A 22,710-nucleotide genomic window follows, 5' to 3' on the forward strand; every position below is an offset into this window, starting at 1 on the left:
GGGGCGCATGGTGGTTCGTTCCAGATCGTCCGAACGCATCCGAAAGGAAGCGGGGCGCGTTGGGGCGTCGGAACCTGCGGAGCCGCCATTCATGAGCATGATCGATCTCGATGTCCAGGAAGGCGAACTGCAGCTGATTCCAGGACTGGACGAGGAGGTCGCCGCGACGTTGAAATCCTTGCGGATGTCGTCCGAAGATCCTCGTCCGCGCCTGGTCGACACCACAATGCTCTACGCCCCGCGTTCGGGCGGGGTGAAACGGTATCTGTTGTCCAAAAAGGCGTGGCTGGCCGAAAATCGGCCGGGCGTGGCCCACTCCCTCGTCGTCCCGGGCGCTCGGCATGAGGCCGGCAGCGACGGCATCATCAAGCTGAGGGCGACCAAATTGCCCTTCGGCGACGGCTATCGGTGGCCGACCTCCGTGCGGCGCTGGGGGGCATGGGTGGCGTCTATGAAGCCCGCCCTGATCGAGGCCGGCGATCCCTATACCCCGGGACAGGGGGCGATCGAGGCCGGTCAAAGGGCGGGATGCCCGGTGATCGGCTTCTGCCACTCGGATCCGGCGGGGCTCGCCGCCCTGCATTTCGGCGAATGGGCCAAGAAGCCGGTTGAGAAGCGCTGGGCCCGCCTGTTTTCCCAGTTCGACCGCGTGGTTTCGCCCAGCCGGTTTATCGCCAGCCGTCTGGAGGAGGCGGGCGTGGGCAACATCGTCGTCCGGCCTCTTGGCGTGGAAATCGATACCTTCCGTCCGGATCGGGGCGACCGGAACTGGTTGCTCAAGAAGCTGGGCCTGGGCGCCGACGCCCGCCTGCTGTGCTTCGCCGGGCGGCCGGCCAAGGAAAAGAACATCGATGTCCTGATCGAGGCGGTCCAGAAGCTGGGCCCGCCCTATCATCTGGTTCTGGTCGGGGCCGGCACGGGCATGCCGCCGGAGGATCGGGTCATCGCCCTGCCCTATGAGCGGGACCCCCGGGCCGTCGCGCGCATCATCGCCAGCTGCGACGCCTTTGTTCACGCCAATGACAAGGAGCCATTCGGCCTTATCGTGCTGGAGGCCATGGCCTGTGGCCGCCCTGTAGTCGGGGTCAATGCCGGCGGCGTGGCCGAGACGGTGACGCCCGAGGTCGGGCAACTGGCCCGCTCGGCCGATCCGGCCGACTATGCCGAGGCGATCGAGGCCCTGTTCGCGCGCGACGTCGAGGCCATCGGCCGGGCCGCACGTGTCCATGCGGTTGAACATTTCGCCTGGAATCGGGTCTTCGAGGACCTGTGCATGGTTTACGGCGACGTCAGCGGCCGGGCCGGTTTCGTCCAGCCGGCTGCAGACTGGGCCGTGCACTGATCCCCGGCGGTCCGGCGCAGGCGTAAACCCAATCTTCGTCCCGTCCGGGCAGGGTGGGCGAATGATCAACCGCCTGACACCCCGACAGATTGTCCGCCTCGCCCGTTTCGCCGCCGCAGCAGCGATCCTGGGCCTGGCCTTTCTGATGCTGGGACCATTCCAGGGTCTGGAAGCGGTCTTCGGACTGTCGGACAAGGCGGCTCATGCGATCGCCTTCTTCGTCGCCACGACCGGCCTGTTTCTGATCGCCCCTGGCTGGCGCCGAAGCGATATCGCGCTGGGCGCGGCGGGCTTTGGCGTCTTCATCGAACTGCTGCAGGGGCTGACCGGGCGCAGTATGTCGGTCGTCGATGTCGGGGCGGACGTATTGGGAATCGGCGTCGCCCTGATTCCGGGCGTCATCGAGCAGATTCGCTGGATGGCTCGCGCCCATCCGGACCTGACGGTCGGTGAAATCGCGGGCCTGGATCGCCGTCGGTCGCGCGGTGATGCGCATGAGCCCGTCGGCAATCCGGAAGCTGCGGTCATACAGGACCAGTAGGGTAGGGGGGCGGACGCGCCACTCCTTGCATTCACAAGAAGTGGCGCGAGTGACGGGACTCGAACCCGCGACCTCCGGCGTGACAGGCCGGCACTCTAACCAACTGAGCTACACCCGCATTTCCGTCGCGGCGCAGTGCGTCGCGGCGAGGGGCGTCGTTTAGGCGGGGGCGGCTTGCCCTGTCAAGCGACCCATGCGGACATTTCCGACCTTTTCTGCTGAGGGGTCGTGGACCGCTGATACGCCGGGGATGGGTATCGTGGTCATGGCCGGGGTTCTGCGGATGGGCGCGGACGCCCCTGAAGATCAGGCCTGAAAAATCTGCGAACCATTCTCATAAAATCCTTTGGCTGCATGGGTTTGAACGGCGGCGCTCTTGGGTCTAGAAAGCGGCGAATCCGCCGTCCTCCCCATGCGCGCGCGATTTGGCGCGCGAGGTCTCTCGAATGAATGCATTTCTTCTCCAGTATCTGCCGATCGTGATCTTCATCGGTCTCGCGACCGTGATCGGCGTGCTGTTCATGGTCGCCGCATGGTTGATGGCGCCGTCCAATCCGGATTCGGAAAAGCTGTCGGCCTATGAGTGCGGCTTCAACGCCTTTGACGATGCGCGCATGAAGTTCGATGTGCGGTTCTATCTGGTGTCGATCCTCTTCATCATCTTCGACCTCGAGGTCGCCTTCCTGTTCCCCTGGGCCGTGTCGATGTTCGACCTGTCGAGGGGCGGGATGATCTTCGCCTTCTGGTCGATGATGGTCTTCCTCGGCGTCCTGACGGTCGGCTTCATCTACGAATGGAAGAAGGGCGCTCTCGAATGGGAATAGTCACCAACGAGATTCCGTTGATCGGCCGCGGCGATCAGGGCGCTTCCCCGCTGTTGAGTCCCTACGGCCAGGGCGCGCGCTCGAGGGTCGAGGGTTATGACCCCGCCCTGCACGACAAATTCTTTGAGGCCGTCAACACCGAGGTGGCCGAAAAGGGCTTCCTGACGGCGCCGCTCGACGACGTCATCACCTGGGCCCGCACCGGTTCGCTGATGTGGATGACCTTCGGCCTGGCCTGTTGCGCGGTCGAGATGATCCAGGCGGCGATGCCGCGCTATGATCTGGAGCGGTTCGGCATGGCGCCGCGCGCCAGCCCGCGCCAATGCGACCTGATGATCGTCGCCGGCACCCTGACCAACAAGATGGCCCCGGCCCTGCGCAAGGTCTACGACCAGATGCCGGATCCGCGTTATGTGCTGTCGATGGGGTCCTGCGCCAACGGCGGCGGGTACTATCACTACAGCTACAGCGTCGTTCGCGGCTGTGACCGGATCGTGCCGGTGGACGTCTATGTGCCCGGGTGCCCGCCGACGGCGGAGGCGCTGGTCTACGGGCTGCTGCAGCTGCAGAAGAAGATTCGCCGGACCGGGACGATCGAGCGATGAGCCGCGAGCTGCTTTCTCTGGGGACGGTCGAGCAGATCCAGGCCCATGCCGCCGTGCTGACCCCGCTGGGTCAGGAGATGGTCGCCGAGCTGGGCGTGGAGGCGAACGTCGCCTATGGCGAGCTGACGCTGACCTGCCATCGTGACCGGATCATCGAGGTCCTGATAGATCTCAGGGACCGGTTCGGGTTCCAGCAGCTGATCGACCTGTGCGGCGTGGACTATCCCGAGCGGGCCGAGCGGTTCGACGTGGTCTATCATCTGCTCTCGCTGACGCGGAATGCGCGCATCCGGGTCAAGGTTTCGACCGACGAGGTCCAGCCCGTGGCCAGCGCCATTCCGGTCTATCCGGCCGCCGGCTGGTTCGAGCGCGAGGCGTTCGACATGTACGGCATGATCTTCGCCGGCCATCCCGACATGCGCCGGCTGCTGACCGACTACGGCTTTCAGGGACATCCGCTGCGCAAGGACTTCCCGATGACCGGCTATGTCGAGGTCCGGTACGACGATGAGCTGAAGCGGGTGGTCTATGAGCCCGTCAAGCTGACGCAGGAATTCCGCAACTTCGACTTCCTGTCCCCGTGGGAGGGCGCCGACTATCCGGACGCCGTCCTGCCGGGCGACGAAAAGGCGGCCCAGGCCGCTGCGGCCGGCAAGGCCGCGCCTTCGGGAGGGAAAGCCTGATGGCCGACGGACATCCCATCGCCCCTGCCGCCGCCCCCGTGGCCGCCCTCGACGTTGACGCGTTCGAGGACGCGCCGGACACCCGCACCGCCCATGCCCGCGAGCTGGACGACCGCAAGTTCACCATCAATTTCGGCCCGCAACACCCGGCCGCCCACGGCGTTCTGCGTCTGGTGCTGGAGCTGGACGGCGAGGTCGTCGAACGCGTCGATCCGCATATCGGCCTGCTGCATCGCGGCACCGAAAAGCTGATGGAGGCCCGTACCTACCTCCAGAACGTGCCCTATCTGGACCGGCTGGACTATGTCTCGCCGATGAATCAGGAGCACGCCTTCTGCCTGGCGGTCGAGCGGCTGCTGGGGCTGGAGGTTCCGTATCGCGGCCAGCTGATCCGGGTGCTCTATTCCGAGATCGGCCGCATCCTGTCTCACCTGCTGAACGTGACGACCCAGGCCCTGGACGTTGGCGCCCTGACGCCGCCGCTGTGGGGCTTCGAGCTGCGCGAACAGCTGATGGTCTTCTATGAGCGGGCCTGCGGCGCCCGCCTCCACGCCAACTACTTCCGCCCGGGCGGGGTGCATCAGGACCTGCCGCCGGCGCTGATCGACGACATCGACGCCTGGTGCAAACTGTTCCCGACCAAGCTGGCCGACATCGAGTCGCTGGTCACCGAGAACCGCATCTACAAACAGCGCAACGTCGACATCGGCGTGGTGTCAAAGGAACAGGCCCTGGCCTGGGGCTTCACCGGCGTCATGCTGCGCGGCTCCGACATCGCCTGGGACCTGCGCAAGTCGCAGCCGTACGAGTGCTATGCCGACCTCGATTTCGATGTGGTGGTGGGCAAGCACGGCGACTGCTGGGATCGCTATCTGTGCCGCATCGCCGAGATGAAACAGTCGATCCGCATCATGGAGCAGTGCATCCATGAGCTGCGGAATCGTCCGGGCGAGCCCGTCATGGCCGAGGACAACAAGGTGGTCCCGCCGCGCCGTGGCGAGATGAAGCGGTCGATGGAATCCCTGATCCACCACTTCAAACTCTATACAGAAGGCTTCAAAACGCCGCCGGGCGAGGTCTATGCCGCCGTCGAGGCGCCCAAGGGCGAGTTCGGCGTCTATGTCGTGTCCGACGGCACGAACAAACCTTACCGCGTCAAGATTTCGGCCCCCGGCTTCCGCCACCTTCAGGCCATGGACTGGATGAACCGCGGCCATATGCTGGCCGATGTGTCCGCCATCCTCGGCTCGCTCGACATCGTGTTCGGGGAGGTTGACCGGTGATCGAGGTGCTTTCGAACATCAGCTTCGGACTGGTTATTGTCTTCGGCTTTGTGCTGATCGCCGGCTTCCTTCTGGTCGCCAACCTGACGGACAAGCGCAATGTGCAGCACCCAGGCGGGACACGTGGGCGCTTCAAGGATGAAGCACTTTCGGTCGCGCCTTTGGCCCCTATGCTGGCGATGATTGTCGCGGGAGCAGTCGTGCCAGGTCTGAGTGAGAACGGCTGGTGGGGCCCCACGCAGGTCGTGCTGCTGGTTCTGGGGTTTGGCGGCTTTTTGTTGCTCCCCGTCGTGCGCCGCGCACGGAAGCGGATTGAGGTGCTGAATCAGTCGGGGAGGCCGCACCAATGAGCGACCGCCCCATCAGCAGCCTGGTCCAGCAGGGCTGGGAGATCGTCGGCTATTCCACGACCGACGCCTCGGGCGCCGCCTATCAGCACAGCGTGCTGCTGCGCCGGAACGGCCAGCACAAGGTCGTGGTGCTGCGCAAGAAAATGCTCGGCGACGGGATCGTCGTGGATTCGGAAATGGACGTCTGATGTCGGTTCGTCGCCTCGCCAAGGACCAGCCCGCCACGTTCGCCTTCTCGAAGGCGACGAAGGCCAAATGCGACTGGTGGATCGCCAAATACCCCGCCGACCGCAAACAGTCGGCGGTGATCCCGATCCTGTGGCTGGTCCAGAAGCAGGAGGGCTGGGTCTCCGAGCCTGCCCTGCGCGCCATCGCCGACCTTCTGGGCATGGCCTATATCCGGGTGCTGGAGGTCGCGACCTTCTACACCATGTTCATGCTGGAGCCGGTCGGATCGGCCGCCCTGATCCAGGTCTGCGGCACGACGCCCTGCATGCTGCGCGGCTCCGGCGAGCTGATGAAGGTCTGCAAGAACCGCATCGGGCCGAAACAGACCCTGTCGGCCGACGGCAAATTCTACTGGGAAGAGGTCGAGTGCCTCGGCGCCTGCGTCAACGCCCCCATGGCCATGATCAACGACTACTATTTCGAGGACCTGACGGCCTCGGACATGAACCAGATCATCGACGATTTCGCGGCCGGCAAGACGCCGAAGCCCGGTACGCGGATCGATCGCGTCAACTCGGCGCCCGAAGGCGGGGCCCTGACCCTGACCGATCCGAAGCTGTATGACGGCTCGGCCGCCAGGCCGATCGACAAGCTGCCGAACAGCGATCCCGTCGCCGGGAAGGCGCCCGCATGACGCCGGTCGATCTCGACACCGACGAAGGCCGGGCGACCTATCGCCGCGAGCTGAAGAGCGTCGGCCGGTCGCTGCGGCTGGCCGGACTGGCCCTGATCGTGGCCGCCGCCGGTCTGATCATGGCCGTGCGTCAGGGCTGGGTCGGCGCGCCGGACCTCGCCACCAACGCCGGCTACGCCATGCTGGGTCTGGGCTGGGTCCTGTTCCTGGCCGCCACCTTCCTGCGGACCCGCTACAACCGTCGCCGTCTGGCCGAGGGTCTGTGATGGCCGGGACGAACAAGACCATGGACGCCGCGACGGCGGGCCGCCTGTTCTTCTGGATGGGGCTGGGCGACGTCGCCATCGGGGCCTGTCTGGCCGCAGCGGGCCTGCTGGGCGCGCTCGGTGAGGACGGTGATATCTTCGCCCTCGTGGGCGCGGTCATGGGCCTGATCGGGGCCGGCCTCGCACTGTGGGGACGCCAAAAAATGAACCAGGCCGACAGCCTCGGCAGGAGACGCGACTGACCATGGTCGGCATTCTCGAAGACAAAGACCGGATATTCACCAACCTGTACGGGCTCCACGACTGGGGTCTGGAGGGGGCGAAGGCGCGCGGTTGCTGGAACGCCACGAAGGACATGCTGGACATGGGCCGGGACTGGCTCATCAACAATGTGAAGGCCTCGGGCCTGCGCGGTCGCGGCGGCGCCGGATTCTCGACGGGTCTGAAGTGGTCCTTCATGCCGAAAGAGGTCAAGGACCGGCCGCACTATCTGGTGGTCAACGCCGACGAGTCCGAGCCCGGCACCTGCAAGGACCGGGAGATCATGCGCCATGATCCCCACCTGCTGATCGAGGGCTGCCTGATCGCCTCGTTCTCGATGCAGGCGCATGCCTGCTACATCTATCTGCGTGGCGAGTATGTGCTGGAACGCGAGCGGATGGAGGCGGCGGTCAAGCAGGCCTATGAGGCCCGGCTGATTGGCAAGAACAACGTCCACGGCTGGGACTTTGACGTCTACATCCACCACGGCGCCGGCGCCTATATCTGCGGTGAAGAGACCGCCCTGCTGGAATCCCTGGAAGGCAAGAAGGGCCAGCCGCGCCTGAAGCCGCCGTTCCCGGCCGGCGCGGGTCTGTACGGCTGCCCCACCACGGTCAACAACGTCGAGTCGATCGCCGTCGTCGGCACCATCCTGCGTCGCGGCGCCGACTGGTTCGCGGGCTTCGGCCGTCCGAACAACGCCGGCACCAAGCTGATGAGCATCTCCGGCCATGTGAACCGGCCCTGCAACATCGAGGAGGCCATGAGCATCCCGATGCGCCAGCTGCTGGAAGAGCATTGCGGCGGCGTTCGCGGCGGCTGGGGCAATCTGAAGGCCGTGATCCCGGGCGGGGTCTCGGTGCCGCTGATCACGCGCGACATGGCCGAGACGGCCCTGATGGACTTCGATTCCCTGCGTGAAATGCGCTCGGGTCTGGGCACCGCCGCCGTCGTGGTGATGGACGAGAGCACCGATCTGGTGAAGGCGATCGCCCGCATCAGCTATTTCTACAAGCACGAGAGCTGCGGCCAGTGCACGCCGTGCCGCGAGGGCACCGGCTGGATGTGGCGAGTGCTGGAGCGGATGGCGGTCGGCGAGGCCGATCCGTCGGAGATCGACCTGCTGCTGGACGTGGCGTCACAGGTCGAGGGCCACACCATCTGCGCTCTCGGCGACGCCGCCGCCTGGCCGGTTCAGGGTCTGATCCGGCACTTCCGCCATGAGATCGAGGAGCGGATCTCGTCGTACCGCAGCCGCCGCGCGAATTTCGCCGGCCATGCGATCGCGGCGGAGTAGGGGATGCGGACCTACGCCGTCATCGCGCTGACCGGACTGACCCTCGCCGCCTGTGGCGAGCGAGCGGAGACGGCTACGCCGACGCCGGCGGATACGGTTTCGGCGACGACCCCGGCCCCCGAAGCGGTGCCCCCTGCGCCGGTGGCCCTGACCGCTGCACAGTTGCGCCGCGTCTGTCAGGCCGGATTGGCGGAAATCCACGGGCAGGGCGTGGCGGACATCCAGATCGACGGACTGGAGGGCCGGGTGGTCAATGCCTCGTGGCGCGCGCCGGTCGACGGCGGACGCCGCCGGGCCCAGTGCCGGGTCGAGGGTGATCTGATCAGCTGGAAACCGGTAGATGCGACCGACCCGGGCCAAGACCGCTGGATGAACGAGACCAGCGATCCGGTAACGCGGTTCGTGCTGGACGGCGAACGGGTGACAATCAGCCAGACGCTTCCGGACGTGTCTGCTTCCCAAAATCACGCATCGAACGCTCAAAAAAATCAGTTGATCGCGCGCCAGCCAGTTGCGACCACCGCTCCAGTAACTGCGCAGGTCGCTCTTTATGTAGCGTTGATTGGTTTTGCTGGCGGTTGTGTCGCTCAAATCACCTCGGCTCTTGTAAAAGAGTGGCAAGAGCACCGAGGGTCAACAAAGAAATCGAAGACGATACTGGAAGCTTTGGTCCAAGAACAGATGAATGTCGTCTTAGCTCTTATGGCGATTGAAGGTTCCGTAAAGCTAAGCGGAAACATATCAAAATCTGCGGTCGAAGTGCTGGCAAAGTCTTATGTGATAGACAAAATTGACATAGATTATCCAGTAAATCATTCAATAATTGCGTTGTTAGTGCGTAATTACGCTTACATACATAGATTCTCTATGACAAATGCTCGCGATAAAGACAATCCCGACCTGCTTGAGTTCGATAGCGACGACATAGAATCTCTCGTCGACGGTACTGATGAGGCAATAAGGGAGATGATCAATCTCTCTGAATTGAAAACTGCTAGAGACCGGTTTCCCGTGCGGACAGTCAGCGATATCGAGGTTGCGCGGTTCCGGACGATGCATCAGAGCAATGCGCCATTTAGTCTGGTGCCTGTAAGTGGAGGCGCCGATGCCTAAAGCAATGGTCAACGGCGTAGAAGTCGAGTTCGAGCCCGGGATGACCGTGCTCCAGGTCGCCGAGCGCGCCGGGCAGGAAATCCCGCGCTTCTGCTATCATGAGCGGCTGTCGATCGCCGGCAACTGCCGCATGTGCCTCGTCGAGGTGAAGCCGGGGCCGCCCAAGCCCCAGGCCAGCTGCGCCCTGCCGGCCGCCGACGGCCAGGAAATCTTCACCGACACCCCGATGGTGCGCAAGGCGCGCGAAGGGGTGATGGAGTTCCTGCTCATCAACCACCCGCTGGACTGCCCGATCTGCGATCAGGGCGGCGAATGCGACCTGCAGGACCAGTCGGTCGGCTATGGCCGCGACGGCTCGCGCTATTCGGAGAACAAGCGCGCCGTCGAAGAAAAGAACATGGGTCCGACGATCAAGACCTTCATGACGCGGTGCATCCAGTGCACCCGCTGCGTGCGGTTTGTCTCGGAGATCGCCGGGGCGCCGGACATCGGCATGATCAGCCGCGGCGAGGACGCCGAGATCACCACCTATCTGGAACAGGCGGTCAATTCGGAGCTGTCGGGCAACGTCAACGACCTGTGCCCCGTCGGCGCCCTGACCCACCGGCCGTGGCAGTACCACTATCGTCCGTGGGAGCTGAAGAAGACCGAGACCATCGACGTCATGGACGCCCTGGGCTCCAACATCCGCGCCGACGCCAAGGGCAGCGAGGTCATGCGCATCCTGCCGCGCGTCAACGAGGGCATTAACGAGGAATGGCTGGCCGACCGCAGCCGCTATGCCGTTGACGGGCTGCAGAAGCGCCGTCTGGACCGGCCATGGGTGCGCGAGAACGGCAAGCTGCGCGCCGCGTCCTGGGACGAGGCCCTGTCGGTCGTGGCCGCGAAGCTGAAGGCCGCGCCGGCGAACCGGATCGGCGCCATCGCCGGCGATCTGCAGGACGCGGAGTCGATGAAGGCGACGCTGGACCTGTTCCGCGCCCTGGGGTCGGCCAACACCGACTGCCGTCAGGACGGCGCGGCGCTGGGCGATGGACCGCGCGAGAGCTGGCTGTTCAACTCCAGCCTGCAAGGCATTGAGAATTCGGACTATGTCCTGCTGGTCGGGGTCAATCCCCGCACCGAGGCGCCGCTGCTGAACACCCGGCTGCGCAAGATCTGGCTGGCGGGCAAGGCCGAGATCGCCGTCATCGGCGAACAGGCCGACCTCACCTATGGCTACAGCTGGCTCGGCGCCGGGGCGAAGACCTTGGCGAAGCTGCCGAAGGCGGCGACTGACGCCCTGATGAAGGCCGAGCGCCCCGCCATCATCGTCGGCGGTTCGGCCCTGGGCGGGACGACCGGTGCGGCCGTCCTGAACGCCCTCGGCGCCCTGGCGAAGAAGACTGGCGTGGTCGGCGACGGCTGGAACGGCTTCAATGTGCTGCACAGCGCCGCCTCGCGCGTCGCGGGTCTCGACATGGGCTTCGTGCCGGCGGACGGCGGCCTGACTGTCGCGGAGATGCTGAAGCCCGACGCCCTGGACGTGCTGTTCCTGCTCGGCGCCGACGAGGTCAATGCGACGGCCTCGAACGCCTTCCGCGTCTATCTGGGCAGCCACGGCGACGCGGGGGCCCACGGCGCCGACGTCATCCTGCCGGGCGCGGCCTATACCGAGAAGTCCGGCCTGTATGTGAACACCGAGGGCCGGGTGCAGATGGCCGAACGGGTGGTCTTCCCCAAGGGCGACGCCAAGGAAGACTGGGCCATTCTTCGCGCCCTGTCGGCGCACGTCGGCCAGACCCTGCCGTACGACAGTCTGGACCAGTTGCGGTCGAAGCTGATGGCCGACCATCCGACCTTCGGCCGGATCGACTATCTGGCCCCGGGCGCGGGCCTTGACCCCTCGGCACTGGGCGTCAAGGGCGACCTGGGCGACGCCGTCTTCGTCTCGGCGACGCGGGATCCGTATCTGAACAATCCGATCGCGCGCGCCAGCGCGACCATGGCCGAGCTGAGCGCCCTGCGCGTCCAGCCGGCCGCGATGGCGGCGGAGTAGGGGCCGATGGAATTCTGGACGACACCTCTGGGCTGGTTCATCGTAACCACCGCCGCGATCCTGCTGGTCACGGTCGGCGTGCTGATCGCCGTGGCCTTCCTGCTGCTGGCCGACCGCAAGATCTGGGCGGGTATCCAGATGCGCAAGGGCCCGAACGTGGTCGGCCCGTTCGGCCTGCTCCAGTCCTTTGCGGACATGATCAAATTCGTCCTGAAGGAGATCGTCGTGCCGGCGGGCGCCGACAAGGCGGTCTTCCTGCTGGCGCCGGTCATCACCGTGATCACGGCCTTCATCACCTGGGCGGTGATCCCGTTCGCCCCGGGTTGGGTCATTTCCGACCTCAACATCGGCATCCTGTACATCCTCGCGATCAGCTCGCTGGGCGTCTACGGCATCATCATGGGGGGATGGGCCTCGAACTCTAAATACCCCTTCCTCGGCGCCCTGCGGTCGGCGGCGCAGATGGTGTCGTACGAGGTCTCTATCGGTCTGGTGATCATCACCGTTATCCTGCTGGCCGGGACGATGAACCTGTCGGAGATCGTGATGGCCCAGCAGGGCGCGATCTGGAACTGGTTCGTCCTGGGCGGCGGCGCCGGGACTTGGCCGACCGTGGTCATCATGGTCCCGATGATGATCGTCTTCTTCGTCTCGGCCCTGGCCGAGACCAACCGTCCGCCGTTCGACCTGCCCGAGGCCGAGTCCGAACTCGTGGCCGGCTATCAGGTCGAATATTCGTCGACGCCCTATCTGCTGTTCATGATGGGCGAGTATGTGAACATCATCTTCATGTGCGCGATGATCACCATCCTGTTCTTCGGCGGATGGAACCCGGGCGTGCCGCAGGACTGGCTCGACGCCCTGCCGGCCTGGCTGGAGTACACGATCTATCTGGCCACCTTCTTCACCAAGATCATCATCTGGTTCATCCTGTTCTCGATCGTGAAGGGCTTTGTGCCCCGCTATCGCTATGACCAGCTGATGCGTCTGGGATGGAAGATCTTCCTGCCGACCTCTCTGGTGGCTGTGGTTGCGGTCTCGGCCTGGCGCGTCTTTGCGGTGGGGGCGTGAACCGGATGACCCGTGTCGCCATGACCGCCCTGGCCCCGATCGCCCTGGCGACCGCCGGCTGCGCCTTTCCCCGGCCGTATGAGGGCGACCCCACCTCGATCTATCAGTGGGAACGCCGTCAGGAAGATATCCAGCGGCGTGAGGCCGAACGCGTCCGCCTGTGCGGGATGATGAACAAGGACAGCGACCGCTATCGACGCGATTGCCGCCGTCCCGGAGATGCGAACTGATGCTGGCCCGACTGACCCAGACCGTGAAGGGCGCCCTGCTGCTGGACGCCTTCGGCGCCCTCGGCCTGACGGTGCGCGAGATGTTCCGTCCCAAGATGACGGTCAACTATCCGTTCGAGCGCAACCCGCAGTCGCCGCGCTTCCGGGGCGAACACGCCCTGCGCCGCTACGCCAATGGCGAGGAACGCTGCATCGCCTGCAAGCTGTGCGAGGCCATCTGCCCGGCCCAGGCCATTACGATCGAGGCCGAGCCGCGCGCCGACGGAAGCCGCCGCACGACCCGCTACGACATCGACATGGTCAAATGCATCTACTGCGGCCTGTGCCAGGAGGCCTGCCCGGTGGACGCCATCGTCGAGGGGCCGAACCAGGAGTTCAGCGTCGAGACGCGTGAGGAACTCTACTACGACAAGCAGCGGCTGCTCGATAACGGCGACCGCTGGGAACGCGTGATTGCGAAGAATCTGGAGTTGGATGCGCCGTATCGCTGAGGGTTTTCCCTCTCCCTGAGGGAGAGGGAGATCGCGCACGAGAGCGAAGCGATCGTTCTGGCGCGAGCGGGTGAGGGGTTGCGATGGGAGCCGGTTTGCACCGTAACCCCTCACCCTTTCGCGCAAACATGAGGCCGAATACGGCCTCATGCGCTCAAGCCCTCTCCCGCCGGGAGAGGGAAATGTCTAAGAGGTGCGGCGATTCCGCCGCACTGGAATTTCTGAAGGGGGCTCGGTCCCGTCCATGCTGCAAGGCATAGCCTTTTACATCCTGGCGACGGTCGCGGTCGTCTCGGCCTTTCTGGTCGTGACGGCGCGCAATCCCGTGCACAGCGTCCTGTTCCTGATCCTGACCTTCTTCTCGGCGGCCGGCCTGTTCGTGCTGATGGGCGCCGAGTTCCTGGCCATGCTTCTGGTGGTCGTCTACGTCGGCGCCGTGGCGGTTCTGTTCCTGTTCGTCGTCATGATGCTGGACGTCGATTTCGTCCGGCTGCGTGAGGGCTATGCCCGCTATCTGCCGTTCGCGGCGATCATCGCGGCGGTTCTGCTGGTGGAGATGATCGTGATCTCGGTGACGGTCGCGTCGGGCGGGGCGGCGGCGGACGCCACGGCCCCGGCGGTCGGCGCCTCGGGAACGTCGAACATCGAGGCCATCGGCCGGGTGCTCTACACCGACTACGTCTACATCTTCCAGGCGGCGGGCATCGTGCTGCTGATCGCCATGATCGGCGCCATCGTCCTGACCCTGCGCCACAAGCCGGGGGTGCGTCGCCAGAACATCCACCAGCAGGTGACCCGCGACGCCAAGACCGCCATCGAGATCAAAAAGGGCGTCGGAACCGGCGCCGGCGTCAGCCCCGAGGAGCTTCTCTGATGGTCGTCGGCCTGCAACACTATCTGGCGCTGGGCGCCATCCTGTTCACCATCGGGGTGTTCGGCATCTTCGTGAACCGCAAGAACGTCATCATCATCCTGATGTCGATCGAGCTCATCCTGCTCGCGGTGAACATCAATTTCGTCGCCTTCTCGGCCTATCTGCATGACGTGCAGGGGCAGATCATGGCGATGTTCGTGCTGACGGTCGCGGCTGCCGAGGCCGCAGTCGGTCTGGCCGTACTGGTGACCTTCTTCCGCAACCGCGGCGATATCGCGGTTGACGACGCCTCCGTGATGAAGGGCTGATCGCGTGACCCTCGAACTGCTCGTCACCCTCGGCGTCTTCGCCCCGCTGCTGGGCGCGGCCATCGCCGGCTTCTTCGGACGCCGCATCGGCAATATTCCGTCGCAGGCGGTCACGACCGGCCTGCTGTTCTTCTCGTGCGCGGTCTCGTGGATCGTGTTCGGCCAGTGGACCTGGGGCCATATGGAGGCCTTCACGGTCGAACTGGCGCCCTTCATCACCGTCGGCGACTTCCAGTCGGTCTGGTCGATCCGCGTCGACGCCCTGTCGGCCACGATGCTGATCGTGGTGACGACGGTGTCATCGCTCGTCCACCTGTATTCCTGGGGCTATATGGCTGAGGACGACAGCCGGCCGCGCTTCTTCTCCTACCTCAGCCTGTTCACCTTCATGATGCTGGCGCTGGTGACAGCCGCCGACTTCATGCAGATCTTCTTCGGCTGGGAAGGGGTGGGGCTGGCTTCCTATCTGCTGATCGGCTTCTGGTTCAAGAAATCGACCGCCAGCGCGGCCGCCATCAAGGCCTTTGTGGTCAACCGCGTCGGCGACTTCGGCTTCGTCCTGGGCATCATCACCATCTACTGGATGTTCGGCACCATCCAGTTCGCCGAACTGTTCCCGCAGATCGCCTCGAAGGCCGGCACGACCTGGGCGTTCCTGGGCTATCAATGGTCGGCGCTGGATCTGGCCGGAATCCTGCTGTTCATCGGCGCCATGGGCAAGTCGGCCCAGTTCTTCCTGCACACCTGGCTGCCTGACGCCATGGAGGGCCCGACCCCGGTCTCGGCCCTGATCCACGCCGCGACCATGGTCACGGCCGGCGTCTATATGGTCTGCCTGCTGAGCCCGATCTATGAATATGCGCCGACAGCGTCCCTGCTGATCGCCATCATCGGCGGGATCACGGCCCTGTTCGCCGCCACGGTCGGCATGATGCAGAACGACATCAAGCGGGTGATCGCCTATTCGACCTGTTCGCAGCTCGGCTATATGTTCTTCGCGGCCGGGGTCGGCGCCTATCAGGGCGCCATGTTCCACCTGTTCACCCACGCCTTCTTCAAGGCCCTGCTGTTCCTCGGCGCGGGTTCGGTGATCCACGGCATGCACCACGAGCAGGACATGCGGAAGATGGGCGGGCTGTGGAAGCTGCTGCCGATCACCTATGCCGTCATGGTCATCGGCACGATCGCCATCACCGGTCTGGGCCTTCCCGGCGTCGGCGGCTTCGCCGGCTTCTATTCCAAGGACTCGATTATCGAGAGCGCCTTCGCGGCGGCCTCGAGCGGCCACTCGCCGGCCGGCTATTTCGTCTTCTTCATCGGCATCTTCGCGGCCCTGCTGACCTCCTACTATTCGTGGCGGCTGATCTTCATGACCTTCCACAACAAGCCGGTGTGGAAGGAAGAGGGGCAGGGCGACCACGCTCATGCGCATGACGACCATGCCTCGCATGCGCAGCTTGAGACCCATTCCGAGCCGATCGCGGATGATCATCACGGCGATGACCACGCGCATGACGACCACGCCCACCACGGCCCGCTGAAGCCGCACGAAAGCCCCTGGGCGATGGTCGTGCCGCTGCTGGTGCTGTCGCTCGGCGCCGTGTTCGCGGGTCTGGTCTTCGCCCCGCACTTCATCGGCCATCACGAGCACGAGTTCTGGCGCGGCGCCATCTTCACGGCGGAGAGCAATCACGTCCTGCACGAGAGTCACGACGTCCCGACCTGGGTGAAGTGGTCGCCGCTGGTTGTGACCCTGCTTGGCCTGCTCGCTGCCTGGTGGATCTATGTGGCGCGTGAAGGCGTGGCCCGCCGCATGGCCGATGCGAAGAGCCCGGTCTGGAGCTTCCTCTACAACAAATGGTACTTCGACGAACTGTATGACGCCGTCTTCGTGCGCGGGGCAAAGGCGCTGGGCGACCTGTTCTGGAAGATCGGCGATGTGAAGATCATCGACGGTCTGGGTCCCAACGGCGCGGCCTGGGCCTCGCTCAAGTCGGCCGCCCGGCTGTCGAAGCTCCAGTCCGGCTATGTCTATTCCTATGCGTTTGTGATGCTGATCGGCGTGGCCGCTCTGCTCGCCTTCGTCATCTCTGAGTTTGGAGCGTGACCGTGCTGCCCATCCTGAGCATCGTCACCTTCCTGCCTCTGGTCGGCGCACTGGCGATCCTGATCGCGCGGCTGGCGCTGAAGTCGCAGGACGCCGCCGCCCCGGCCGCGCGCTGGATCGCCATGGGTACGACCCTGGCCGTTCTGGCCGTCTCCGTCGCGATGATCGCGCAGTTCGATCCGTCGACCAGCGCCTATCAGTTCGTCGAATGGCACAGCTGGTTCGCCGGGGCCGCCTATCACCTCGGCGTCGACGGCATCTCGATCCTGTTCGTCCTGCTGACCGGCTTCCTGATGCCGATCTGCATCCTGGCCAGCTGGAAGACGATCGAGACGCGCGTCGTCGAATATATGATCCTGTTCCTGCTGCTGGAGACGCTGGTCATCGGCGTCTTCACCGCCCTGGACCTGTTCCTGTTCTACATCTTCTTCGAAGGCACCCTGGTGCCGATGTTCCTGATCATCGGCATCTGGGGCGGGGCGAACCGGATCTACGCCTCGTACAAGTTCTTCCTCTACACCCTGCTCGGGTCGGTGCTGATGCTGCTGGCCATGCTGTGGATGGCCAATGACGCCGGCACCACCAGTATCCCGGCGCTGAAGGAACATGTCTTCGACCCGCGCTACCAGCCCCTGCTGTGGCTGGCCTTCTTCGCCTCGTTCGCCGTGAAGATGCCGATGTGGCCGGTCCACACCTGGCTGCCCGACGCCCACGTCCAGGCCCCGACGGCGGGATCGGTCATCCTGGCCGGCATCCTGCTGAAGCTCGGCGGCTACGGCTTCATCCTGTTCAACGTGCCGATGTTCCCGGTGGCGTCGCAGATGTTCCAGCCCCTGGTCCTGACCCTGTCGGTCATCGCCGTGGTCTATACGTCTCTGGTCGCCTTCCGGCAGACGGACATCAAGAAGCTGATCGCCTATTCGTCGGTGGCCCACATGGGCTTCGTCACCATGGGGATCTTCGCCGGCAATGCGATCGGCCTGCAGGGCGCCGTGTTCCAGATGCTGAGCCACGGTCTGATCTCGGGCGCGCTCTTCCTCTGCGTCGGCGTCGTCTATGACCGGATGCACACGCGTGAGATCGCCTTCTATGGCGGCCTGACCAACCGGATGCCCTGGTACGCGGCCATCTTCCTGATGTTCACCATGGCCAATGTCGGCCTGCCGGGCACCTCGGGCTTCGTCGGCGAGGTCCTGACCATGACCGGCGCCTATAAGGCCTCGACCTGGGCGGCGCTGATTGCGGCCTCGGGCGTGATCTTCTCGGCCGTCTATGCCCTGACCCTGTATCGCAACGTCATGTTCGGCGAGATCACCAATCCGGCTCTGAAGACCATCAGCGACATCGACCGGCGTGAACTGCTGATCTTCGTGCCCCTGATCGTCGGAACGATCTGGCTGGGCCTGCAGCCCGACCTGATCCTCAACTATACCGACGCCTCCGTTGACGCGGTCGTGGGCGCCTATCGCGCCGCGACGGGCGGGTGAGACCGACATGCCTGATCTGATTTCCGCCCTTCATCTGTCCGCCCCGGAGCTGACCCTCGCCGTCGGCGGTCTGGTCCTGCTGCTGGTCGGCGCCTTTGCCGGCGACCGCGCCACGAAGCTGGTGTCGTTCGGCGCTGTGCTCCTGCTGATCGCCGCCGCCGTCCTGGCGGCCGTCGGCCCTCTGGGCCAGGCCTTCAACGGGGCCTATGTGGCGGATCCTCTCGCCGTCTACGGCAAGGTGTTGATCTTCGCCTGTTCGGCTGTGGCCGTGGTGCTGGGCGGGGGCTGGATCGGTCGCGAGAAGATCGCCCGGTTCGAATTCCCGGTGCTGATCGTCCTCGCCTCGGCGGGGATGGGGATGATGGCCTCGTCGGGCGACCTGATCAGCCTCTATGTCGGCATCGAACTGCATTCCCTGGCCCTGTATGTTCTGGCCGCCTTCCACCGCGACAACCTCAAGGCGTCCGAGGCCGGGCTGAAGTACTTTGTGCTGGGCGCCCTGTCGTCCGGCCTGCTGCTGTATGGCGCCAGCCTGATCTATGGCTTCACCGGCTCCATGCGGTTCGAGGACATCGCGGTCGTCGCCAGCCAGGGCGATGTCGGCCCCGGCCTGATCTTCGGCCTGGTGTTCCTCATCGCCGGCCTGGCCTTCAAGGTCTCGGCCGCGCCCTTCCACATGTGGACGCCGGACGTCTATGAGGGCGCCCCGACGCCGGTCGTGGCCCTGTTCGCCACCGCCCCCAAGGTTGCGGCCATGGTGCTGATCGCCCGGACGCTGGAGGGGCCGTTCGCGGGCATCCACGACCAGTGGTCCCAGGTGCTGATCCTGATCGCCCTGGCCTCCTTCGTCGTCGGCGCCTTCGGCGGTCTGGCCCAGAAGAACATCCAGCGACTGCTGGCCTATTCCTCGATCATCAACATCGGCTATGCCCTGCTGGCCATCGCGGCCGGCACCACCGCCGGTATGCAGGCGATGCTGCTGTTCCTGACCCTGTATGTCATCGACCAGTTCGGCTTCTTCGGCGTGCTGCTGTCGCTGGCGCGCAGGGGCAAGCCGGTGCGGTTGATCGCGGGTCTGGCCGGGCTGAAGGCCGACAAGCCCCTGACCGCCATCGCCCTGACGATCCTGGCCCTGTCCGTTCTCGGCATGCCGCCGTTCTCGGGCTTCTGGGCGAAATGGGCGGTGTTCGGGGCCTCGGTCAACGCCGGCTACTGGATGGCCGCCTCGGCGGGCCTGGTCGCCTCGGTCGTCTCAGCCTTCTACTATCTGCGTATGATCAAGCTGATGTGGTTCGACGCGACGCCCGAGGGGACGTTGCCGACCGATGCGGCGCCGTTCGAGGCGAAATGGGTCGCCTGGGCCTGTGCGGCCTTCGCCTTTCCCCTGGTGATCCTCGGCCTGATCTGGCTGGATCCCCTGACCCGCGCCGCCGCCGCCGGCTTTGGCGCAGGATAGGTGGCGACGCCCCCGATCCTGATCCTCGACAGCGTCGACTCCACCAATGCGGAGGCCCGGCGTCGCGCCGATGCCGGGGAGGCCGGCCCCCTGTGGATCGTCGCCCGCACCCAGACGGCCGGACGCGGCCGGCGCGGCCGCGAGTGGGTCAGCGACCGGGGCAATCTGGCGGCGACCCTGCTGACGACTACTCGGCGCCTGCCGGCCGAGGCGGCGCAGGTCACCTTCGTGGCGGCCCTGGCTGCGGCCGACCTGATCTGCACCTTCGTGCCGCCGCCCCTGGTCACGATCAAATGGCCCAATGACGTCCTGATCGATGACGAGAAGACGGCGGGCATCCTGGTGGAGTCCGGAGCCTGCGGGGCGGGGGCCCTGTGGCTGGCGATCGGCATCGGCGTCAACCTGGCCCACGCGCCCCGGGGAACCGAACGGCCGGCGACGGCGCTGGGCGGCCACCTGAAAGGCGACGTCTCGGCCGCACCCTCCATAGAGGTGGCCGCCGAGGTTCTGGCCGACAGTTTCGCGCTCTGGCAGGACCGTTGGGACACGCTGGGGTTTGCGCCAGTGCTGGACGCCTGGGTGGGGCGCAGCCGCGGGCTGGACGGCCCGTGTACGGCGCGACTTGGCCATGAAACAATCTCGGGCGTCGCAGAAGGGGTCGAACCCGACGGCGCCCTCAGGCTCAGGCTGGCCGACGGAACGCTGCGGTTGATATCCGCCGGTGATGTCTTCTTCGGCCCCGTGAAGAATGAGGGACGCGGTTGATGCTGCTGGCGATTGAACAGGGCAATACCAATACGTTGTTCGCCGTTCACGACGGCGCAAACTGGATCGCCCAGTGGCGGACGGCCACCGAGGCCACGCGTACGGCCGACGAATATGCGGTCTGGCTGAGCCAGCTCTTGCATATGCACAAACTGGCCTTTGACGACCTCGACGGCTGTATCGTGTCCAGTGTGGTGCCGCAGTCGATCTTCAACCTGCGCAACCTGTCGCGGCGCTATATGAACGTCGAACCGCTCGTGATCGGCGAGAACGCCGATCTGGGCATCGAGGTGCGGATCACGAAGCCGACCGAGGCGGGGGCCGACCGGCTGGTGAACGCCATCGGGGCCCATCTGATGTACCCCGGCGACCTGCTCTTGATCGACAGCGGCACGGCCACCACCTTTGACGTCGTGGCGGCGGACGGGGCCTTCGAGGGCGGTCTGATCGCCCCGGGCATCAATCTGTCCCTGCACGCCCTGCACGAGGCCGCCGCAAAATTGCCCCGTATCGCCATCCAGAAGCCCGAGCGCGTGATCGGCAAGGACACGGTCGCCGCGATGCAGTCGGGCGTGTTCTGGGGCTATATCGGACTGATCGAGGGCCTGGTGGGCCGGATCAAGGCCGAATGGGGCCGGCCGATGACGGTGATCGGAACCGGCGGCGTGGCCAGTCTGTTCGAGGGCGCCACCACAAGTATTGACCGGTTTGATCCGGACCTGACCATCCGCGGGCTGCTGGAAATCTGGCGCCGCAATCGAGATTTGAAAGCTGAATGACAAAGAAATCCAAGACCGACGAACTCGTCTTCCTGCCGCTGGGCGGCTCGGGCGAGGTCGGAATGAACCTCAACGCCTATGGCTACGGGCCAGAGGCCAACCGCGAATGGATCATCGTCGATGTCGGCGTGACCTTCGGCGACCTGTCGACGCCCGGCGTCGATGTGATCGTGCCGGACCCGACCTATCTGGAGGGTGAGACCCTTCGCGGCATCATCCTGACCCACGCCCATGAGGACCATATCGGGGCGCTCGGCTGGCTGTGGACCCGCATCAAGGCGCCCCTGTACGCCACGCCCTTCACTGCCTTCCTGATCCGCGAGAAGCTGCGCGAGGCGGGCATTCTCAACCAGGTCAAGATCATCGAGGTGCCGCTGGGCGGGACGATCAAACTGGGCGCCTTCGAGGTCACCATGGTGACCATGGCCCACTCGATCGCCGAGCCGAACGGTCTGGCCATCCGGACCCCGCTGGGCACGGTGCTGCACACCGGCGACTGGAAGCTGGACGACGGTCCGGTCATCGGCCGCACGACCGACTCCGACGCCATCAAGGCCCTGGGCGACGAGGGCGTCCTGGCGATGGTCTGCGATTCGACCAATGTCTTCGTCGAAGGTTCGGCCGGGTCGGAAAGCGATGTGCGCGACGCCCTGTTCCAGCTGATCGGCAGTCTGAAGACCGGCCGGATCGCGGTCGGCTGTTTCGCCTCCAACGTCGCGCGGATGGACAGCGTCATCGCCGCCGCCGAGGCCTCGGGGCGTCGGGTCTTCCTGGCCGGCCGGTCGATGGGCCGGATCACCGCCGCCGCCAAACACGTGGGCCTGTTGCAGGGCACGAAAAAGTTCCTGTCGGACGAGGAGGCGCGCTCATGGCCCGCCGACCAGATCCTGTATCTGTGCACCGGCAGCCAGGGCGAGGCCAATGCGGCCCTGTCGCGCGTCGCCGGCGGAACCCATCCGGTCGTCAAGCTTGGGCTGGGCGACCACTGCATCTTCTCGTCGCGGGTTATCCCGGGCAATGAACTGGGCATCGCCCGGCTGCAGGACCGGCTCGCCGACCGCGGCACGCGGCTCTACACCGAGAAGGACCATCCGGGCATCCACGTCTCCGGCCACCCCTGCCGTGACGAGCTGCGCCAGATGTACGCCTGGGCCCGGCCGAAGATCGCCGTCCCCACCCACGGCATGCGCCGCCACCTGATGGAGCACGCCATCCTCGCCCGTGAGCTGGGGGTGGAGGAGACCGTGACGCCGAGGAACGGCGACATGGTGCGTCTGGCCCCCGGCCCGGCCATGATCATCGACGAGGTGCCGAACGGCCGTCTGTACGTCGACGGCGGCATGCTGGTCACTGAACAGGGCGAGGCCCTGCGCGAGCGTCGTCACGCCTCGACCAATGGCGTCCTGGTGGTCAGCTTCGCCCTTGATCGCCACGGCAAGATCGTCTCCGACATCGACGTGCGCGGGATTGGTCTGCCCGGCGATGAGGCCAATCCGCTGGGCGACGCCCTCGACGATCTGGCCGAACGCGTCGAACAGGTGGTGCGCAGCCTCAAGCCCGCCGCACTCGACGACGATGTCGCGGTCGAACAGGCGGTCGCCCGGGTGCTGAAGAAGGCCAGCCAGCAGTTCTGGGACCGTCGCCCGATCGTCGAGACGGTGATCCTGCGACTGTAGT

25 protein-coding genes and 1 tRNA gene are annotated in these 22,710 nt (G+C 65.3%); 25 read left to right on the forward strand and 1 reads right to left on the reverse strand.

The window, feature by feature from the left end; genetic code table 11:
• Window positions 1-91: 91 nt before the first annotated feature.
• Window positions 92-1,342 carry a glycosyltransferase gene (locus ACW17W_RS07810; RefSeq protein WP_492080187.1) on the forward strand — a complete coding sequence of 417 codons (1,251 nt, stop codon included), beginning with the start codon at window positions 92-94 and terminating at the stop codon, window positions 1,340-1,342.
• Between the two features lie 61 nt (window positions 1,343-1,403).
• Window positions 1,404-1,883 carry a VanZ family protein gene (locus ACW17W_RS07815; RefSeq protein WP_492080188.1) on the forward strand — a complete coding sequence of 160 codons (480 nt, stop codon included), beginning with the start codon at window positions 1,404-1,406 and terminating at the stop codon, window positions 1,881-1,883.
• A gap of 41 nt (window positions 1,884-1,924) precedes the next feature.
• Here ACW17W_RS07815 and ACW17W_RS07820 read toward each other — a convergent pair.
• Window positions 1,925-2,001, reverse strand: a tRNA-Asp gene (locus ACW17W_RS07820).
• A 328-nt stretch (window positions 2,002-2,329) separates the two neighbouring features.
• Here ACW17W_RS07820 and ACW17W_RS07825 point away from each other — a divergent pair.
• The 23 genes from ACW17W_RS07825 to ACW17W_RS07935 all read left to right on the forward strand — a co-directional run bounded on the left by ACW17W_RS07825 (window position 2,330) and on the right by ACW17W_RS07935 (window position 22,709).
• Window positions 2,330-2,707: an NADH-quinone oxidoreductase subunit A gene (locus ACW17W_RS07825; protein WP_492080189.1), complete on the forward strand. Its 378-nt coding sequence runs from the start codon at window positions 2,330-2,332 to the stop codon at window positions 2,705-2,707.
• Window positions 2,677-3,312: a NuoB/complex I 20 kDa subunit family protein gene (locus ACW17W_RS07830; protein WP_492080190.1), complete on the forward strand. Its 636-nt coding sequence runs from the start codon at window positions 2,677-2,679 to the stop codon at window positions 3,310-3,312. The genes ACW17W_RS07825 and ACW17W_RS07830 overlap by 31 nt, the downstream gene beginning before the upstream one ends.
• 77 nt (window positions 3,313-3,389) lie before the next feature.
• On the forward strand, window positions 3,390-3,995 hold the full coding sequence (locus ACW17W_RS07835) for an NADH-quinone oxidoreductase subunit C (RefSeq protein ID WP_492080288.1): 606 nt from the start codon (window positions 3,390-3,392) through the stop codon (window positions 3,993-3,995).
• Window positions 3,995-5,278, forward strand: coding sequence for an NADH-quinone oxidoreductase subunit D (locus ACW17W_RS07840; RefSeq protein WP_492080191.1), 1,284 nt, complete (start codon window positions 3,995-3,997; stop codon window positions 5,276-5,278). The genes ACW17W_RS07835 and ACW17W_RS07840 overlap by 1 nt, the downstream gene beginning before the upstream one ends.
• Window positions 5,275-5,628: a hypothetical protein gene (locus tag ACW17W_RS07845; RefSeq protein ID WP_492080192.1), complete on the forward strand. Its 354-nt coding sequence runs from the start codon at window positions 5,275-5,277 to the stop codon at window positions 5,626-5,628. The genes ACW17W_RS07840 and ACW17W_RS07845 overlap by 4 nt, the downstream gene beginning before the upstream one ends.
• Window positions 5,625-5,816, forward strand: a complete 192-nt coding sequence (locus ACW17W_RS07850; RefSeq protein WP_492080193.1) for a hypothetical protein — start codon at window positions 5,625-5,627, stop codon at window positions 5,814-5,816. Before ACW17W_RS07845 ends, ACW17W_RS07850 begins: the two co-directional genes overlap by 4 nt.
• Complete coding sequence (gene nuoE / locus ACW17W_RS07855; RefSeq protein ID WP_492080194.1) at window positions 5,816-6,490, forward strand: NADH-quinone oxidoreductase subunit NuoE; 675 nt, start codon at window positions 5,816-5,818, stop codon at window positions 6,488-6,490. The genes ACW17W_RS07850 and nuoE overlap by 1 nt, the downstream gene beginning before the upstream one ends.
• A complete protein-coding gene (locus tag ACW17W_RS07860) occupies window positions 6,487-6,756 on the forward strand; it encodes a hypothetical protein (protein ID WP_492080195.1) in 270 nt (89 codons plus the stop codon). Before nuoE ends, ACW17W_RS07860 begins: the two co-directional genes overlap by 4 nt.
• Window positions 6,756-6,998 (forward strand): hypothetical protein, encoded by a 243-nt coding sequence (locus tag ACW17W_RS07865; protein WP_492080196.1) that lies wholly within the window; start codon window positions 6,756-6,758, stop codon window positions 6,996-6,998. The genes ACW17W_RS07860 and ACW17W_RS07865 overlap by 1 nt, the downstream gene beginning before the upstream one ends.
• 2 nt (window positions 6,999-7,000) lie before the next feature.
• On the forward strand, window positions 7,001-8,314 hold the full coding sequence (gene nuoF, locus ACW17W_RS07870) for an NADH-quinone oxidoreductase subunit NuoF (RefSeq protein WP_492080197.1): 1,314 nt from the start codon (window positions 7,001-7,003) through the stop codon (window positions 8,312-8,314).
• Window positions 8,315-8,317: 3 nt separating this feature from the next.
• Window positions 8,318-9,427: a hypothetical protein gene (locus tag ACW17W_RS07875; protein WP_492080198.1), complete on the forward strand. Its 1,110-nt coding sequence runs from the start codon at window positions 8,318-8,320 to the stop codon at window positions 9,425-9,427.
• A complete protein-coding gene (nuoG, locus tag ACW17W_RS07880) occupies window positions 9,420-11,465 on the forward strand; it encodes an NADH-quinone oxidoreductase subunit NuoG (RefSeq protein ID WP_492080199.1) in 2,046 nt (681 codons plus the stop codon). Before ACW17W_RS07875 ends, nuoG begins: the two co-directional genes overlap by 8 nt.
• A 6-nt stretch (window positions 11,466-11,471) precedes the next feature.
• On the forward strand, window positions 11,472-12,536 hold the full coding sequence (gene nuoH, locus ACW17W_RS07885) for an NADH-quinone oxidoreductase subunit NuoH (RefSeq protein WP_492080200.1): 1,065 nt from the start codon (window positions 11,472-11,474) through the stop codon (window positions 12,534-12,536).
• A gap of 5 nt (window positions 12,537-12,541) precedes the next feature.
• On the forward strand, window positions 12,542-12,766 hold the full coding sequence (locus ACW17W_RS07890; RefSeq protein WP_492080201.1) for a hypothetical protein: 225 nt from the start codon (window positions 12,542-12,544) through the stop codon (window positions 12,764-12,766).
• The gene (gene nuoI / locus ACW17W_RS07895) at window positions 12,766-13,257 is read left to right on the forward strand and encodes an NADH-quinone oxidoreductase subunit NuoI (RefSeq protein ID WP_492080202.1); all 492 of its coding nucleotides are present in this window, start codon (window positions 12,766-12,768) and stop codon (window positions 13,255-13,257) included. Before ACW17W_RS07890 ends, nuoI begins: the two co-directional genes overlap by 1 nt.
• A gap of 244 nt (window positions 13,258-13,501) precedes the next feature.
• A complete protein-coding gene (locus tag ACW17W_RS07900; RefSeq protein WP_492080203.1) occupies window positions 13,502-14,131 on the forward strand; it encodes an NADH-quinone oxidoreductase subunit J in 630 nt (209 codons plus the stop codon).
• Complete coding sequence (gene nuoK, locus ACW17W_RS07905) at window positions 14,131-14,439, forward strand: NADH-quinone oxidoreductase subunit NuoK (protein WP_492080204.1); 309 nt, start codon at window positions 14,131-14,133, stop codon at window positions 14,437-14,439. The genes ACW17W_RS07900 and nuoK overlap by 1 nt, the downstream gene beginning before the upstream one ends.
• A 4-nt stretch (window positions 14,440-14,443) precedes the next feature.
• Entirely contained in the window at window positions 14,444-16,546 is a 2,103-nt protein-coding gene (gene nuoL / locus ACW17W_RS07910) for an NADH-quinone oxidoreductase subunit L (protein ID WP_492080205.1), read from the forward strand.
• A 2-nt stretch (window positions 16,547-16,548) separates the two neighbouring features.
• A complete protein-coding gene (locus ACW17W_RS07915; RefSeq protein ID WP_492080206.1) occupies window positions 16,549-18,033 on the forward strand; it encodes an NADH-quinone oxidoreductase subunit M in 1,485 nt (494 codons plus the stop codon).
• A 7-nt stretch (window positions 18,034-18,040) separates the two neighbouring features.
• Window positions 18,041-19,489: an NADH-quinone oxidoreductase subunit NuoN gene (nuoN, locus tag ACW17W_RS07920; protein ID WP_492080207.1), complete on the forward strand. Its 1,449-nt coding sequence runs from the start codon at window positions 18,041-18,043 to the stop codon at window positions 19,487-19,489.
• Window positions 19,490-20,254 carry a biotin--[acetyl-CoA-carboxylase] ligase gene (locus ACW17W_RS07925; protein WP_492080208.1) on the forward strand — a complete coding sequence of 255 codons (765 nt, stop codon included), beginning with the start codon at window positions 19,490-19,492 and terminating at the stop codon, window positions 20,252-20,254.
• The gene (locus tag ACW17W_RS07930; protein ID WP_492080209.1) at window positions 20,251-21,033 is read left to right on the forward strand and encodes a type III pantothenate kinase; all 783 of its coding nucleotides are present in this window, start codon (window positions 20,251-20,253) and stop codon (window positions 21,031-21,033) included. Before ACW17W_RS07925 ends, ACW17W_RS07930 begins: the two co-directional genes overlap by 4 nt.
• Window positions 21,030-22,709 carry a ribonuclease J gene (locus ACW17W_RS07935; RefSeq protein WP_492080210.1) on the forward strand — a complete coding sequence of 560 codons (1,680 nt, stop codon included), beginning with the start codon at window positions 21,030-21,032 and terminating at the stop codon, window positions 22,707-22,709. Before ACW17W_RS07930 ends, ACW17W_RS07935 begins: the two co-directional genes overlap by 4 nt.
• The last annotated feature ends 1 nt before the right edge of the window (window position 22,710 follow it).

This window comes from Brevundimonas sp. FV1ye29L (genome assembly GCF_058681095.1).